General features: G+C 55.7%; 8 protein-coding genes, 10 pseudogenes and 1 other annotated feature. Of the genes and pseudogenes, 12 read left to right on the top strand and 6 right to left on the bottom strand.

Annotated elements, in window-relative coordinates:
- Positions 1-4 precede the first annotated feature (4 nt).
- Positions 5-322, bottom strand: a pseudogene (locus AVCG78_RS26945) (IS630 family transposase); the annotation flags it as partial.
- 51 nt (positions 323-373) lie between these two features.
- Positions 374-514, bottom strand: a pseudogene (locus AVCG78_RS26940) (IS6 family transposase); the annotation flags it as partial.
- A gap of 3 nt (positions 515-517) precedes the next feature.
- Here AVCG78_RS26940 and AVCG78_RS26935 point away from each other — a divergent pair.
- Positions 518-745, top strand: a pseudogene (locus AVCG78_RS26935) (hypothetical protein); the annotation flags it as partial.
- 63 nt (positions 746-808) lie between these two features.
- On the opposite strand, the pseudogene ligD reads toward AVCG78_RS26935, so the two are convergent.
- From ligD to AVCG78_RS26920, 3 pseudogenes are all read right to left on the bottom strand, one after another.
- Positions 809-1,906: pseudogene (gene ligD / locus AVCG78_RS26930) on the bottom strand (DNA ligase D); the annotation flags it as partial.
- Between the two features lie 62 nt (positions 1,907-1,968).
- Positions 1,969-3,152: pseudogene (locus AVCG78_RS26925) on the bottom strand (IS110 family RNA-guided transposase).
- A 322-nt stretch (positions 3,153-3,474) separates the two neighbouring features.
- Positions 3,475-3,996: pseudogene (locus AVCG78_RS26920) on the bottom strand (recombinase family protein); the annotation flags it as partial.
- Positions 3,997-4,396: 400 nt separating this feature from the next.
- On the opposite strand from AVCG78_RS26920, the gene vis reads away from it, so the two are divergent.
- Positions 4,397-5,479, top strand: coding sequence for a vitopine synthase (vis, locus tag AVCG78_RS26915; RefSeq protein ID WP_012649057.1), 1,083 nt, complete (start codon positions 4,397-4,399; stop codon positions 5,477-5,479).
- 539 nt (positions 5,480-6,018) lie between these two features.
- On the opposite strand, the gene AVCG78_RS26910 is transcribed toward vis, so the two are convergent.
- Positions 6,019-6,639, bottom strand: a complete 621-nt coding sequence (locus AVCG78_RS26910; RefSeq protein ID WP_012649056.1) for a RolB family protein — start codon at positions 6,637-6,639, stop codon at positions 6,019-6,021.
- Between the two features lie 1,135 nt (positions 6,640-7,774).
- Between AVCG78_RS26910 and AVCG78_RS26905 the strand changes: the two are divergent.
- The 10 genes and pseudogenes from AVCG78_RS26905 to AVCG78_RS26860 all read left to right on the top strand — a co-directional run.
- Positions 7,775-8,526: pseudogene (locus tag AVCG78_RS26905) on the top strand (IS3 family transposase); the annotation flags it as partial.
- Positions 8,059-8,175, top strand: a sequence feature (AL1L pseudoknot). It overlaps the preceding pseudogene by 117 nt.
- Before the next feature lie 636 nt (positions 8,527-9,162).
- Positions 9,163-9,837 (top strand): annotated as a pseudogene (locus AVCG78_RS26900) (reverse transcriptase domain-containing protein); the annotation flags it as partial.
- 161 nt (positions 9,838-9,998) lie between these two features.
- Positions 9,999-10,295 (top strand): hypothetical protein, encoded by a 297-nt coding sequence (locus AVCG78_RS26895; protein WP_049777436.1) that lies wholly within the window; start codon positions 9,999-10,001, stop codon positions 10,293-10,295.
- Positions 10,264-11,226: a site-specific integrase gene (locus tag AVCG78_RS26890; protein ID WP_234665195.1), complete on the top strand. Its 963-nt coding sequence runs from the start codon at positions 10,264-10,266 to the stop codon at positions 11,224-11,226. The genes AVCG78_RS26895 and AVCG78_RS26890 overlap by 32 nt, the downstream gene beginning before the upstream one ends.
- Positions 11,226-12,203 (top strand): tyrosine-type recombinase/integrase, encoded by a 978-nt coding sequence (locus AVCG78_RS26885; RefSeq protein ID WP_012649051.1) that lies wholly within the window; start codon positions 11,226-11,228, stop codon positions 12,201-12,203. Before AVCG78_RS26890 ends, AVCG78_RS26885 begins: the two co-directional genes overlap by 1 nt.
- The gene (locus tag AVCG78_RS26880) at positions 12,193-12,933 is read left to right on the top strand and encodes a tyrosine-type recombinase/integrase (protein WP_012649050.1); all 741 of its coding nucleotides are present in this window, start codon (positions 12,193-12,195) and stop codon (positions 12,931-12,933) included. The genes AVCG78_RS26885 and AVCG78_RS26880 overlap by 11 nt, the downstream gene beginning before the upstream one ends.
- Before the next feature lie 41 nt (positions 12,934-12,974).
- Positions 12,975-14,038 (top strand): IS630 family transposase gene (locus AVCG78_RS26875; protein WP_174083776.1). Its coding sequence is split into 2 segments (ribosomal slippage): positions 12,975-13,466 and positions 13,469-14,038, totalling 1,062 coding nucleotides; the frame shifts between segments, so codons are not numbered across the junction.
- Positions 14,039-14,041: 3 nt separating this feature from the next.
- Positions 14,042-14,371 (top strand): tyrosine-type recombinase/integrase, encoded by a 330-nt coding sequence (locus tag AVCG78_RS26870; RefSeq protein WP_012649049.1) that lies wholly within the window; start codon positions 14,042-14,044, stop codon positions 14,369-14,371.
- Between the two features lie 89 nt (positions 14,372-14,460).
- Positions 14,461-15,330: pseudogene (locus tag AVCG78_RS26865) on the top strand (group II intron maturase-specific domain-containing protein); the annotation flags it as partial.
- 72 nt (positions 15,331-15,402) lie between these two features.
- Positions 15,403-15,885: pseudogene (locus tag AVCG78_RS26860) on the top strand (DDE-type integrase/transposase/recombinase); the annotation flags it as partial.
- Between the last annotated feature and the right edge of the window lie 67 nt (positions 15,886-15,952).

The raw sequence follows: 15,952 nt of genomic DNA, 5'->3' as shown, positions 1-15,952 counted from the left end.
ACGGCTAGTCACCGGAATCTGAAGTTCGGCTCATTGTTTTTTGGCAGAATCGCTTGACGGAGGCGAGGATTTGGCCGGCGGATTTCACCCATCTGTATGGCTTGGGATTCTCGTTGTGCGTTGCGATAAACGCGTCGATGTCGGCTTCCAGTTCGGCGGTGGAACGATGACACCGCGTTGCAATTGCTTGCGCGTCAGCTCTGCAAACCACCGCTCGACTTGATTGATCCAGGAGGCTGACTGACGTTGGCGTGAAGTGAACATGCCAATGCGGGCGGCGTGCGAGCCAGGCCTTGATCCTCGGCGTCTTGTGGGTCGCATGGCAATGTAAACTTAGCGCTTCGCAGTCATGATTTGGGGTTGAGGTTCTGGTTTAGGCGGCTTGAATGCCAGCGATTTGGTACCATGTTTGCATGGCTGTTTCTCGCAATTCGCGATGATGGGTGGATGGAATGTCGTGGCGGGGAACGTGAAAGAGGTTGGCAATCGGATCGTGGATGGAAACGAACCGTTGGCAGTTATCAAAAAGCGCATGCAGGACTGGTCACCGGAGATGGTGTCCGATCCTATTCAAGAAAGCTTGCTGAAGCTCATCGCCGATAAGAAGAAGGCAAAGAAACCGAGCAAAGCGAAGGCTTCGAAATCCACAAAGGGCGACGACGAGGAAAAGAGCAACGTCGTCAACATCATGGATGCCTTGAAAAAGTCGGTTGCCAAAGAACTCAAATCCCGCAAAGCCGGATGATCTCTGCCTATCTTGAGCGGCGGCGACGCCACCTAATGGCTTCTTGAAGCGGGCAATGTATGGTCACGCAGCCCGCCTCATAAGTTTCTCCAAGCGCTTGATCGCCTGCTCTAGCGGCCTTTGACCATCGCAATAGTCCTGCCACGCCGTATTATCCTTCAGAAGTCCAGGCACCGTGCGAATTGTGAACCGCTTCGGATCGAGACCTTTTTTTACTTGAGCCCAGTTCAAGGGCATCGAGACGGTTGCTCCCGGCCGGGCACGGGGCGACAGGGGAGCCACCGCCGTCGAGGTGCGGTCGTTTCTCAGATAATCCAGGAAGATACGGCCTTCACGCTGCGCCTTGGACATCTTGGTCAGGTAAAGCTCGGGATTGTCGCGGGCCATCTGCAGACACACGTCGTGCGCGAAAGCCTTGCCTTCGTCCCAGCTCAGCTTCTTGCCCTTCGGAACAGCGAGCGGCGTTACAACATGGAGCCCTTTGCCGCCCGTCGTCTTGCAGAAGCTGACCAGACCCAGCTCTTCAAGCCGATCCCTGATTTCTCGTGCACCTTCTACCACTGTCGCGAAGTCGACATCCGGGCCTGGGTCCAGATCGAAGACGAGACGACCGGGGACTTCAGGCTGATAGGGTTCGCAGTTCCACGGATGTAGCTCGGCGCCGCCGATCTGTGCGATCGCGGCCAAACCCTCGACGCGGCCGATCTGGAGGTACGGCTGCTTGTCGCCTGAGACTTTCACCTGTTCGATCAGGTTTGATGTCCCCTGCATCGCATGCCTTTGGAAGAACTGCTCCCCGCCAATACCGTCAGGCGTGCGAATGATTGAGCACGGCCGGCCCTTGATATGATCGATGAGCCAAGGCCCGACTGCCTCATAATAGTGAGCGAGGTCCACTTTCGTTACGGGTTCGCCATCAAGTGCGTCAGGCCACAACTCCTTGTCCGGGCTGGAGACCAGGACGCCCATGACGTCGACCTTTGCACCCTTGCGAAGACGGGAAGATGTCGTCGGCGTCGGGGCCGGCTTGCGAGCAGTTTCCGGGTCGGGCGTATCGACTTCGGCAGGTTCTGCCGGCTTCTCGGCCTCGACTTCTTTTGCGGGCTTATCCTCTCGCAGCCCCTTGAACGCAGCCTGGCGCACTTGCCCATCAGCCGTTTGAGCGTCTACATCGACGATGGCCGGGTCGAAATCGACACGGATGTTGTTGAACAGCCCCTTTATCAGCCCTTTTGTGGTTTAGGTGGCCTATCTCTCCAGGCTTCGACCATGGCCGCGTAGGCTGCCTCCGCCTGTGCAACAAGCTCCATCTCTCGATGGCGGATTTCCTTGATCCAGTAATCGCGGGCGGGACCAGCTGGCCCATGTGCTTTGGCTGCGCCGGCACGCAGCTCAAGCTTGCGCATCTTCATAGCAACAAAGGCGGGCCGAGCCCATCTGTAGGGGGCCTTCTTGGTCAGCAACTGCCAGATCAGATTTGCGATCTTGCGCGCCGTAGCGACCGCCGCGACGTTGAGGCCTTTGCGGTCCTTGATCCGGAGAAAGAAGGCACGCAGCGGCCCCGGAACCGACGCGGCCGACCAGGCAGCTTCAATCAGCATCGTTCTGGCAATCGCGTTTCCCTGTTTCGAGATGCGGCCATGGACTGCCCCGCGGTCGCCGGACTGGCGCACCCGCGGGGTCAAGCCGAAGTAGCTCGCAAGCCGGTCGGGCGTCGGGAACCGGGAGATGTCGCCAATGGCGGCCATCACCGCCGTGGAAACCACGGAATTTATCCCGGCGATCGTCATCAGCTTGCGCGTGCGAGTGTCGTCGAGCGCAATTCGCGCCATGGCGCCATCCAGCTTTTCAAGCTTGCCCTTCAGCCAGTCCAGTTCATCGAGATGGCGAGGAGGTCGCGCTCTGCATTGGGCAACGGGGCCGTCGAGAGCCAGTCCCTGCCGCCTTTTCCGAACAGATGTCCCGAGTATTTCGGCACGAGATTGGCGTGGAGAACGGCCTGGACCCGGCTCTTCACCCGTCGCACTGATCGCACGAGCGCCGCGCGCTCCGACACGAGACGACGCAGGTTCAGGGTATCGTCATCCGCGGCCCAGACCTCTGGCAAAAAGCCGGCGGCATGAAGCTGCGCCAGAATCCTCGCGTCGACTTTGTCTGTCTTCACGCGCGCGTGGGCGATGGCCTTCACCTGAAGCGGGTTCGCGATAACGACCTTGGCCACGAAAGGCGTTAGCAACCTTACGATGGCCGAGGTGTTCCCGGTCGCTTCCAGTCTGACTTCGTCATCTTTTCGAAGCTTCTGCCCAAAGGCCACCACAGCGTCGTAATCCAGTTCCACCCGGAATTCTTCCATGACCTTGCCCCGGTCAAGAAACGCGACCTGCGCAAAACTTCGATGCACATCCATTCCGATCGACCGCATGTAAAATCCTCCATGTTGTTGATGGGGGAGTGCGCGGGCTGTGCGACATCTACGGATACGCGCTCGCAGCGCAGACGGGATAGTCGCAGGGGCGGCCAGATAACAACGCGAGCTCGCAGCTCAAAGTCAATTCGGCCTGCCCGCATCTTCGCACTCCGACGCCCCTGTCCCGACACGACAATTCTAACATGACAGGATCGAATCTGCCGAGCGTTCGTGGGGCGCCGATGGCAACATGCCCGATAACAACAGCGTCGAGCGGACCATCAGGCCCCTTGGCGGACCTGAGTCATTGTGCAATCCTTCTCTAGGTATCTGTAAACATTGGAAGCGTCTCCGCATCAGCAATGCGACACGGGCGACCCTTTCGCACTATCGCGGCTCGGACGTTCGCAGAATTGAGGTCACTGGCCCGGATTTGATACGGTGCGCCGGGAACCACCTGCTCGGCAGACAACACCCTCGTCTTGATCAAGTGTCGTATCCGGTGGTTGGTCACGCCCAAAGCCGCCGCAGCCTCGGTCATGGCCAGCCAGTCGCCGTCTTTGTCGGCTGATTTGTATGCGTGGATGGCGCGTACGCGCCTCACCGAAGCGACACGGTGCGCGGTCCAGGTTTTTCCTTGCCCGGTCGGCATGCCCATTCGATTGAGCGACGCGGCGATATGTTCATCGGACCAGCGTCCAGCCATGCTCCGCATCACTGCCAAGGCGTCTTCCGTTGTGGCGCACCCGTGTTCACCGCTCTGAGGCTTGCGAACTCTCAGCTCCGAGTGCTGACCGCCCTTCCAATGGATCGTGAGCACCACGTCGCGCACCGCATCGTCAACAGCTTAGATACATGCAAACTATTATATGAATGCACGAATTAACGAACATGACATAACGATAAATCCTGTCATACGTCACTGCTTACAGCCAAATAACGTAACGGTAAACGTGCGTAGGCGCTTACGTACATCTAAGCACCTAACCCGTAATGATAGGTAGTTAAGGACGCCGCGTGTCCAACATCGCTTTCTCGGGTCCATTTTTTCATCAACTGCGCTCAGCAGATAAATAATTGAAGGCATGAAATTCAAGCTTCCTACGTACGCAGTGACCTATCTATCCGAGAAATTCAACACAGCTGTGCTGGCAACTTGAAGGGACCCACCCCCCTTCTCCCTATTTAAGGGCCAAAGAACGAGGGAACCCTCACCTCAAAACTTCTTCAAAACCAATCTCACAATGTCCAAAGTAGCAATTCTCGGTGCGGGGAACCTTGCTCTAACGTTTGCTGGAGACATCGCTCGAAGGCTCAACGAGGAAGTCACAGCTGTTATCTGGGCACCAACCACCAACCGAAGAAATTTCAATGAAGTCAGGGGTATCGGAACCTTGGAGCTGGTCGGCCCCGACTATGAAGGCGCTTTTACTCCCCAGTTGGAGGATGATCTTGAAGCGGCAATCTTGGACGCTGAGTTCATTTTTCTAACGGTACCGACTCTGGCGCAGGAGGGAATTCTGCGCGAGTTGGTGAAGTTCGATCTGAGCGAAACTGTGCTCATCGCGTTGCCAGGTAGTGCAACTTCCCTGACTTGTAAGAATATCTTGTTCCCAAGCCATTCACCCGTTGCTGTTATTGAATCAACAACGTCGCCCTACGCCTGCCGCCGTATCGGCGAACGCGTTCATATGCTTGGCGTGAAAGCCTGCTTCGAGGTTGCCGCAACAAGCCTTCTGAGCAACGATCTCACAAGTCGTTTTGAGGCCCTTTTCCCAAACCGACTGCAGTGGTACAAGGATGCTGCCTCCATATTTTTCTCAAATACCAATCCGGTTGTGCATCCTCCAGGGATCCTGGTGGCGAAAGATGCGATTGAAAATGGTATGAGCCCTCTACCTAAATTCTACAGGGAGTTTGTTCCGGCAGCCATCGAGCGTGTTCAGGAATTAGACAATGAACGCCTCGAGATTATTGCGGCGCTCGGCCTCGAGTCCGAAACAGGTTTCACATATTCTAAAAAGTGGTATGGCGGCCAGGCCACCGAGTGGAAGGAATTCTTTGAGACCTACGAAGGTTATGCTGAAGTCGGGACACCCACAACAATGCATCACCGCTACTTAACTGAAGATGTCAAACACATCATGGTGCTCTGGGTTCAGATAGCAGAAGTGGCCGGAGTGCAGGTTCCAGCGATGAAGTCTGTCATAAAGGAGGCCGGGAACGTTCTCTACGAGGACCTCTTTATGACTGGCAGGACTCTTGCCTCAATGAACTTAGGTGGCGCTAACCCATATCGTATTGTCGACGCGCTCAATGGAAACTGAAACCCGTCTTCCAGCTTGATCTGATGTAATATATTATGATGCACTGAAGCATCCAGCGTGTGTTTTTATTTCTTGTCTTGTGAGAGGCTTGAATAAGGTCTGGCATGCCCGGCGCCACTGTATAATATGTGATATTGTAAAATATGCTGTATTTCCTTAGTTGAAATTCACGGAAAAATTTGTTTTTAAATAACTTAAAAAATAAATAAACGAAAAAATACACCAACAATCGATATTAATGCTTCTAAATTTCACTTAGCGCGAATAAATATCAGATACGCCAACAAGAACATAATAACGTTTATAAAACATGCATATTAAATTACTGGCAACAATAATATGTCGCACTTACACCAGAAAACTACATGACACAACCAACCGAAATCACAATTGACACACTGCGTACAAGTTTTATTTAACTATATAAAAGTGATGTTGTACGCTTTAATAGTAGAGAGCAGTAAATATTCTTGGCAAATTTTGCAGATAGGCAGGCCTACGGCAACTGAAATGGAGGCCCATCCCCACCAAGCGAGAGGTTAAGCAGAATTAGGACATGAGCCCCAAGCGATGATCGGATAGCTGACTAGATTGCCCAACTGAAACTCTCGGTCTAGCACTTCTTCCTCTTCCTCTTCCTCTTCCTCTTCCTCTTCCTCTTCTGCTTGTTCGGTGTAGTTGCCACTTCTTGCAAAGAAGTCGTAAGATACACCATTGATCTCATCAGCGCCAGGACGTACGAATATGCAGCTTCGCATGATAGCGAGAAAGAATGCGTTTTTATGTGGGCCCTCATAGTAATTGACTAGGCCCCCTTCGTCAGTTCCCTCTCGAAGGAGGCGGTTCAACCGCGGCGGATCCAACAGCCACGGGGGGATGGCTGTTGCCGCAGCGCCGAAATTACTTGAACTGGAGGGTAGAAGGCGGTTCATAGCGCAGCTTTGGGCAGTCACTCCATCAGCATAAACGTAAGTCAAAGATTGATCGGTCATTATATATTCATCGTCAAATTGACCAGGAGTACGCGCCGAAGCGTTGAAGTAACAGATTGATCCTACCGTGGCCCGGAAATCGTTGCGGGCCTGCTCCAAGCGAAGTGAGAGTTCCCGAGCACTCGATATTTGAGTTAGGTCACGAACAGCCCATCTCGGTACCGCCATAGCAATGTCGAAATGCCTTGAGATAGCACCACGGTTCATCCGACGTATTTATAGAAGTGTGCCAACGCAAGAGTTGGGCATTTCGCAAGAAGACTACGGAGCAGTGTGACTTTCCATGATACTAGCTCAATCATCGCCCTGATTTCATGCATCGCCGTCCTAGTTGACAATGTCTCAGCGCACTTTTGATTCTTTTGGATACGCCCTTACCCAAAGACTTTGACGGCGTCAGTTGAGAAAGCGACGTGTTGCTCAAGACAATTCTTCGGGGGCCACGCGGTTCGAATGTCAGTGACAGCGTCAGCACCGCCCTTTGGCAAAAGGCTCAAATCAAGCACGCCGCAGTGTGAACAGATTCGGCCGCCCGCTAGTAAAGTCAAAAATGTGCAGCAATTAGGTCCAAGGGACACCCAATCAATCAGCGGAAATCATGGAGTGATCAGAATTCTTCAGAGAACTGACAAGCAATTTCAAAAATTGCGTGCTTGATCTTGGAAAATTGCGCAAGTCGATTGTAATATACACTGACATTGGGCATCATTCAGTAAGTGATAATCTTAGAAGCAGGTATGTTTTTTCAAAATCAAATTTCTGAGGGCGGTAGCAACTACTGAAAGTACGTCTGATTTTTTTACAACTAAATATATCCTGCCGCCGCCGTTGTCACCGCGGCAATGACGATCGCTCGCGTGCCAATCGCGTCGGCGCGAGAGTGCCGGATAAAAGCGCTCGCCTATTCTCCGGCATTGAGTGTCACATCGGGCTGAGCGTTTAAAGTAAGCGTCCGGTCAGGCCATTTCTAACGGATCTTGCACGTTCCACGTTAAGAGCCCGTCAATCCGGTTGATGTTATGATCGGCGAGCGGTTGAGGACCTCCTGCAGGTAGGCTTCCGGATCAAGGCCCTTGAGCTTTTCGGCCTCGATCCACAACAGGATTACACCGTATGCGGCGTCTGCGCCCCATTGATTTTTCAGTTGCAGCGGCTTGATAGTTTTGCCTTTGGGGCCTCACGATGAGCTCACCGACGAGTATCTGACGAGCTCATTGTGAGGCCTTTATGCGGGCGGCATAGGCCCAAGGCATTGAACCGCCCCGTGTTTACCGGAGGCTCCAACTCGTGAGAAAGTGGAGCCATGACAAGCAAGACAACAAACAAATTTTCATCTGAAGTTCGGGCCCGAGCGGTGCGGCTTGTTTTGGACCATGAAGCCGAACATCCGTCCCGTTGGGCCGCGATCTCATCGATAGCGGCCAAAATAGGCTGTGCGCCGCATACACTCCATGAGTGGGTCAAAAAGGCTGAGGTGGATACTGGTAAGCGGGCTGGATTGCGGAGCGATGTGGTTGAGAAGATGAAGGCTCTTGAGCGGGAGAACCGCGAGCTTCGTCAGGCCAACGAGATTTTGCGCAAGGCATCTGCTTATTTCGCCCAGGCGGAGCTCGACCGCCCACTGAAGCGATGATTTCCTTCATCGATGAACATCGTTCGGTGCTCGGGGTCGAGCCGATCTGCAAACTGCTGCCGATTGCCCCATCCACCTATTACGACACCGTCGCCAAGCGCACAAACGTGGATCGCCTGCCGGTCCGCGTTCGCAGCGACATGAGCATGAAGATCGAGATACACCGCGTGTTTGACGAGAACTTCAGGGTATATGGTGTGCGGAAAATCTGGCGGCAGTTACAGCGAGAAGGCTTCGATGTCGCTCGATGCACCGTCGCTCGGCTGATGAGAACGATGGGCTTGCAAGGCATCATTCGCGGCAAGCCTGTCAAAACCACCGTGTCCGACAAGGGCGCTCCATGCCCGCTCGATCACGTCAACCGTCAGTTCAAGGCTCCCGCGCCAAACAGGCTGTGGCTTTCCGATTTTACGTATGGTGCGCCTCGCCCCAATCGGGGAGGCATATGACTGGAATGCAAAGAGAAAGGAGGTTTCGAAGATTTGCCTGCTGTATGGGGGCATGAGCCCAAGCGGCGGTGACCTGCTGTCAACTGGCAGGGTGACGTAGCCCGCAGGTAAAGGGGATTGAGGCGAAGTCGTTACGCCGAGATGGTTCCCGAGGCTATAGTATTGGAAGGTTGAGGAACACGAACCGGTAACCCGCATCTGAGGGCTGAAATGTCGCCTCCGCCTACACGGCTTAACAGGTGGAATGCTGATGAAGCTGCCTGACACGTAAGTCGGCGGCATCCGAATACGGTCGTATATGTAGGTCGCCCGTATGGGGTCATGGGGAGAATGCAGCCAGACCATGACATCGGCATCGACTTGCGGAACGCAAGGGAAAAGACTGCGACCGGCAGCCTCACCAATACGCTGACGTCCAGCATATGAACGAGGGAAGGCATGATGGAATGACAACGAAAGTATTGCGTCGCAAGGGAGTTGACCCTGATGTCCATCATGTTGGCGGAGTTCTCGTAGTAGTCCGTGGCAGGGAAAGCCTGCCACGTGGCGAAGGGGAACAGTTCAAACTGCTTGAAGTGCAAACCATCTGACCAAGCGAGGTGAAGACCTTTGATAATCAGCGAAATGCAGCACAAGCTCGCAACATGGGCCGAGAGCGATCCGAACCGGAGGTTTGATCGGCTTCTTCGGTTGATTGCCAATCGGGAATGGCTTGCCGAGACCGCTCGGATGGTTCTTGCGTCGAGTGGCGCACGAACGCCGGGTATCGACGGAATGGATAAGCAACGACTGCAGGTCAAACTGGACCAGCATCTGGACGACCTGCGGACAAGCCTGCTGGAGGAGAGTTATCGCCCCCAGCCGGTCAAGCGCATCTATATCCCGAAACCAAACGGCAAGCTACGACCACTGGATATTCCGACCCTGACGGATCGCATCGTTCAACGCGCCATGTTGATGGCCATGGGGCCGATCTGGGAGAGCGATTTCCATCGCTTATCCTACGGCTTCCGGTCGGAACGGAACGTGCATCATGCCGTCCGCACCGTAAGGATACAGCTTCAGGATGGAGCCGACACGACGAGGGGCCGCTGGATCATCGAAGGTGATCTGGCCAGCTACTTCGACACGGTCCATCATCGGCTGCTTCTGAGATGTGTGCGGCGACGGGTGCAAGACGGGCGGTTCGTCGATCTTCTCTGGCGGTTCCTGAAGGCAGGGCACATTGATCGTGGCCTGTTCACGGCCTCCAGCGAGGGTGTTCCGCAAGGGGGTTTATGGTCCGCTGACCATAAACCCCCTTATGACCAGCGCTGTAAAATGCACAGTGCTTGGTTGCAGGGGCGGTTTTGTTGGGCTCCTGCACGTAAACACTGCGCATAATCACCGATAAATTGATCACCTGGCCTGGCACGGTGTCGGGCCTGTGATTGGAGATATTGGTGATGGTGGCTTTATCTGCATTGGTTGTTGACCTGGATCGCGAGTTGCTGCGTCTTGGGTATAAAGACTCGACGATGATCTGGTATCGCCAGTGTTGGCGTCGCTTGGAAACATTTTTCGCGGATCTGGGAGTCGAGGAGTTCAGCCTGGAGATCGCGATGGCGTGGGTCGACGCCGCATGCGATTTTTTTGCGAAGGAGCAATCAGGCACGCTCCCGGCAGACGGACGTCTATTTGTTTCGGGTCGCTCAGATGCTGGGAGACTTTGTGGCTCACGGCGCTGTGTTGCGTCGCTATGATCGCCGGGGCGATAAGCTCGCAGCCCATCAGGCTGAGCTGATCGGTAAATTCCAGGCCGCGTTACGTGCCGAGGGTTGTGCAGTTTCGACGGTGCGCACGTATGGGACGCTGGCCGGAGAGTTTCTTTCGTTTGTGGACACGCGCGGCCGACTTACTGAATGCGATGCCAGAACAGTCGAGGCGTTTGTTGCCACCTTGTCCGGATACCAAGCAAAGACGGTCGAACAAAAGCTGTGCGCGGTCCGCTCTTTTCTCAGATACGCGGAGCGCCAGGGGCAGGTCAATGCCGACGTATTGAAGGCTGTCCCGGCGGTGAAGTCCAGCAAGCATGCCAGAGTTCCATCGGTGTGGGATCCCGCCGATGTGGCCAGGATTTTGGATGCCATCGATCAAGGCAATCCCAGCGGCAAAAGGGACTACGCGATTATTACGTTGGTCACGCGGCTCGGTCTGCGGAGCATCGACGTCAAGCGTCTGGAATTGGATGATTTCGACTGGCCGGGCAATCGGCTCTGGGTGAGGCAGACCAAGACCGGGCACCGCATACAACTGCCGCTATTGAAAGACGTTGGCTGGGCGATAATCAACTACATCCGTCATGGCCGACCGTCTACCGATTGTCGGCAGGTGTTCTTGCGCCATACCACGCCGGTTGGGCCGTTTTCTGACCAGGATCATCTGCACCAGATCCTGTGCAAACACGCACGAGTGGCGCGTGTGACACTAAGCGACCACCGTCGCCACGGCATGCATTCGCTGCGGCACACGTTGGCGACCCGATTGATGGAAGGTGGAACGCCGATCGAAGAGATCGCCGACATTCTTGGACATCAGTCGGTGGGCACGACGGGCGTTTATTTGAAGACATCACTGGGGCTGCTGCGTCAGTGCGCACTCAACCCTGACGCCACTTCCGAGGAGGTTCTGTGATGAGCGCGCCTCTGACAATGATCGATGCCGTCGAGGCGATGGTCGCCCAGAAGCGTACGGTCGGTTATAAATACGAAGTCGAGGAGGCTGTTCTCTACCGGTTTGTTGCGTTCACACGCAACCAGTTTCCCGGATTGGAGACCATCACCGAAGTTTCTGCCAATGCTTGGATCGAGGCGGCGCAAAAGCGAGCAGTCACGCCAGCAACCCTGCAGGGGCTGACTTCGCCGGTGAGGCATTTAGCTCGATGGCTGATACTCCACGACGTTGCAGCCTATGTGCTTCCGACAGGCGTGTTACGTCGGCCTGCGGCCTACATTCCGCACATTTATTCCGACGAGGAACTGGCCGCCTTCTTCGCCCAGACGGATCGCTGCCATTACTGCAGCGATGTGCCGCTGCGGCACCTGGTAATGCCGGTCCTGTTCAGGACGATCTACGCCTGCGGTCTGCGCTGCTCCGAAGCCCGCTTGTTGCGCGTCGAGGATGTTGATCTGGCGACAGGGGTTTTGCTGATCCGCGACGCCAAGGGCGGCAAAGACCGTCAGATTCCTGTGTCCGAGCCGATTCGTGTTCGGTTGGCGCACTATCATGCCCAGTTCGACTGGATGGGGCATGAGTGGTTCTTCCCTGGCAGACGCGGTCAGCGCCTGAGGCTTTCAAACGTTTACAATAATTTCCGCCGGTTTCTATGGCAGGCACGCATCAGTCACGGTGGTCGCGGCCACGGACCGCGCGTCCACGATTTTAGGCACTCATTTGCGGTCCATAACCTGCGGAATTGGTTCGCTACCGGCAAGGACGTCGGCGCGATGTTGCCGATCCTGCAGACCTACATGGGGCACTACTCCATCGCAGACACCGCCTACTATTTGAGGCTGACCGCCGAGTCGTATCCGCACATTGTCAGGCGACTGGATGAGGCGATCGGTCACGTCGTTCCCTGCCTGAAGGGAGACCTGCACCATGGCAACTGATTTTGCGCTGCTATTGCAGCGGTTCCTTACAAGCCACCTGGCAGGACTACGTGGCGCTTCGCCCAACACGGTCGCCTCCTATCGCGACACGTTCAAGCTTCTGGTCATCTATTTGCGCGATCAGAAAGCGATACCGCCTGAGAAGCTTACCCTAAACCGCATCGACGTCGAGATGATTACAGGGTTCCTGAACTGGCTTGAGAGCCGCCGCCAGAACAGTGTCTCGACACGGAACCAGCGCCTGGCGGCGATCAGTTCGTTTTACAACTGGATGCAATCGCAGGAGCCCGCACTGATGGCGCGTTGCCAGGACATCATGGCAATCCCGGTCAAAAAGGGAGCTCAAGCCTGCGTGCATCATCTGACAGTTGAGCAGACGCGATGCTTGCTAAACGCACCGGATCGCACCACGCGCAGCGGCAGGCGCGATGCGACAATACTGGCCACTCTTTACGATACCGGTGCCAGAGTCCAGGAACTGGTTGACCTGACCGTTCGGGATGTCCGTCTGCAAAAGCCGGCAGTCATCACGTTGACGGGCAAGGGTCGCAAGACCCGTCATGTCCCTCTTGGCGCCAACACGGCAGCGCTCCTGGCCAGCTACTTGACCGAGTTTCGCCTCGATATGCCTGGTCGCGATGGCTATCCGGTATTCTTCAACCAACAACACGCAAAGCTTATACCAGCCTGCGTTGAGGCTGACTCAGGTTGTGGATTCCCAAAGCGATGAAAGTGTGAATCAATGGCGTCCTGCATCGAAAGGACGTGGCGATGGGACAAGCGATCGGCTTGCGGGAAGATTTTGACGGAGCGTCGCTCCGGCGACTGGCGCGATTATCAAAGAGCGCGCCGCAGGCCCGGCGACTGCTGGCCCTGGCGCAGATCTACGAGGGGAGCAGCAGGAGCGAGGCCGCAAGGATTGGCGGGGTGACCCTTCAGATCGTGCGGGACTGGGTGATCCGGTTCAATGCCCGTGGCCCCGACGGTCTTCTGGACGGCAAGGCGCCGGGCAAGCCGTCGATCCTCAACGATGCCCAGCGTCGTGCGCTGGTCGAGGCGGTCGAGCGCGGGCCGATCCCGGCGATCCATGGTGTCGTGCGTTGGCGGTTGATCGACCTTGTGTATTTGCTGCACGAGGAGTTCGCGGTGTCGCTCGACGAAACCACCGTGAGCCGCGAGTTGAAAAAGCTGGGCTATGTGAAGCTGACCGCGCGACCACGTCATCATGCGCAGAACGAGCTGGCCATGGAGACATTCAAAAAGGGGGCTTTGCTGCCGAAGTGGCAAAGGTCCGGACAAGCCTCCCGAAGGGCACGTCCATAGAAGTCTGGTTCCAAGACGAGGCCCGCGTCGGTCAGAAGAACACCATCACACGGCGCTGGGCCAGACGCGGAACACGACCCTCGGCGCCCAAGGACCAGCGCACGAAATCGGCCTACATCTTCGGAGCCATCTGCCCCGAACAGGGCAAGGGTGCCGGGCTGATCCTGCCCTTTTGCAACACAGAAACGATGTCGCTACATCTCGCTGAGATCGCGCTCGCCGTAGCGCCGGGCGCGCACGCCGTGGTGTTGATGGACCAGGCCGGATGGCACATGACCGACAAGCTCGAGGTCCCCGACAACATCAGCATCATCGCGCTACCCGCCAAGTGTCCCGAGCTGAACCCGGTCGAGAACGTTTGGCAATTCATGCGCGATAACTGGCTTTCCAATCGCGTTTTTACCTCCCACGACAATATTCTCGACCACTGCTGCGAGGCTTGGAACAAGCTGGTCGATCAGCCTTGGCGCATCATGACCATCGGCCGCCGAAAATGGGCTCGTCAGTTCTGATCAATGCAGGTTGGTATTAATCGTGGCGGAGTTGCGTGGATCATCGACAAGTACCGAGCACTCGCGGACACACAAGAGCTTGCCCGAGCCAGAATAAGCCCCCATATTCTGAGGCATAGCAAGGCCATGCATCTATATGAGGCTGGTATCCCGCTGCCCTACATCCGAGATATTCTGGGCCATGTGGATCTATCGACCACCGAGATCTACGCGCGTGCTTCCACCGAAGCCAAACGGAAGGCTCTGGAGGCCGCATATGTCGACGTCATCTCCGAGGACATGCCGGAGTGGAGTCAGGACGCGGGACTGCTTGCCTGGCTGACATCTTTATAGTCATCGATTATGCGCAGTGTTTACGTGCAGGAGCCCAGCAAAACCGCCCCTGCAACCAAGCACTGTGCATTTTACAGCGCTGGTCATAAGGTGGCGTTCTGTCACCGCTCCTGTCCAACATCATGCTCCACGAGTTTGATATGTGGCTGGAGGCGAAATACCTGAACAAGAAGGCCCGCAAGGATCGCTGGGCATGGAACTTCGGCATCCAGCAAGGCAGGCCCATTACGGTTCGAGAAAACCGGCAATGGAAACCGGCCGTTGCCTATTGCCGATACGCTGACGACTTTGTCGTGATCGTGAAAGGAACCAGGGCTCAGGCAGAGGAAATCCGTGAGGAATGCCGGACGTTTCTGGAAGGCGAGTTGAAGCTGACGCTGAACATGGAGAAGACCCATGTCACCCACGTTAATGACGGCTTTGTGTTTCTGGGACACCGGATCATTCGCAAGCGAGGGACGCATGGACGGATGTCCATCGTCACGACGATACCCAAGGAAAAGGCAAAGGGGTTTGTTCGCAGGCTCACCGAAACCTTATCCGGCAATCATAGTGTCAGTACGGTCGACATGATCGCCAGCCTGAATCGCCAGTTGGTGGGATGGGCGGCGTTCTACAAGTTCACCGACTTCACGGCGTACGTCTTCCGGCGCATCGACCATGTCGTGTTCTGGAAAATGGCGCATTGGCTGGGACACAAGTACCGATCCCGCATCAAACCCTTGATGCGGAAATGGTTCAGGGTCCCGGAACCGGGCAAGGCGAAAACCTGGCTCGTGTTTGGTCGCAATGAACGCGGTGACCCTGTCGGAAAAGCGCTACACCGGCTTGTCTCAAGCCCCAAAGCGCAATTCCGGTGGCGTAATCCGGAAGAAAACCCATACATCTTCCGGATCGAAAACCGCAGTACCGTCACGTCGCATTACCACGAAGTTGCTATGGCCATGGGCCAAGCTTGAATGGAGAGCCGTATGCGCTGAAAGGTGCACGTACGGTTCGGGGAGGAGAAGCGCATCTGCGCTTCTCCTCCACTGGCCACCTGGCAGGGCTTCGTTTACGTGGCTTTTGTGATCGATGCATTTGCTCGCCGCATCGTTGGCTGGAGAGCAAGTAGAACCACACACACACACCAGTTTTGTCCTTGATGCTCTGGAGCAGGCGCTTCATGATCGGCGGCCCGTCAAACGCGGCGGACTCGTCCACCACTCGGACAGGGGTGTTCAATACGTGTCGATCAAGTATTCCGAGCGGCTGGCGGAAGCCGGTATCGAGCCCTCCGTCGGCAGCGTTGGAGATAGTTACGACAACGCTCTCGCAGAAACGATAAACGGTCTTTACAAGGCTGAGGTCGACGAGGGCCGTGGCGAAACTTCGAAGCCGTTGAGTTCGCAACACTCGAATGGGTGGACTGGTTCAACCATCGAAGGCTTCTGGAGCCCATAGGAAATATCCCAACAGCCGAAGCCGAGGAACGATACTATGCCATGCTGGACGAACCAGCTATGGCAGCATAACTTAAACCAAACGGCCTCCGGTAAACACGGCGCGTGTATGGATGGCCCCGGTTTGGCAAGAAGATTT

It is taken from the genome of Gillisella vitis (genome assembly GCF_021559775.1).
Classification (GTDB): domain Bacteria; phylum Pseudomonadota; class Alphaproteobacteria; order Rhizobiales; family Rhizobiaceae; genus Allorhizobium; species Allorhizobium ampelinum.
This window is presented reverse-complemented; position numbering and strand designations above follow the sequence as displayed.

Coding starts and splice junctions, on each gene's coding strand:
- AVCG78_RS26880 (WP_012649050.1), top strand. CDS start 12,193: ATGGCAACTGATTTTGCGCTGCTATTGCAGCGGTTCCTTACAAGCCAC.
- AVCG78_RS26895 (WP_049777436.1), top strand. CDS start 9,999: ATGGTGGCTTTATCTGCATTGGTTGTTGACCTGGATCGCGAGTTGCTG.
- AVCG78_RS26870 (WP_012649049.1), top strand. CDS start 14,042: ATGCAGGTTGGTATTAATCGTGGCGGAGTTGCGTGGATCATCGACAAG.
- AVCG78_RS26910 (WP_012649056.1), bottom strand. CDS start 6,639: ATGGCGGTACCGAGATGGGCTGTTCGTGACCTAACTCAAATATCGAGT.
- AVCG78_RS26885 (WP_012649051.1), top strand. CDS start 11,226: ATGAGCGCGCCTCTGACAATGATCGATGCCGTCGAGGCGATGGTCGCC.
- vis (WP_012649057.1), top strand. CDS start 4,397: ATGTCCAAAGTAGCAATTCTCGGTGCGGGGAACCTTGCTCTAACGTTT.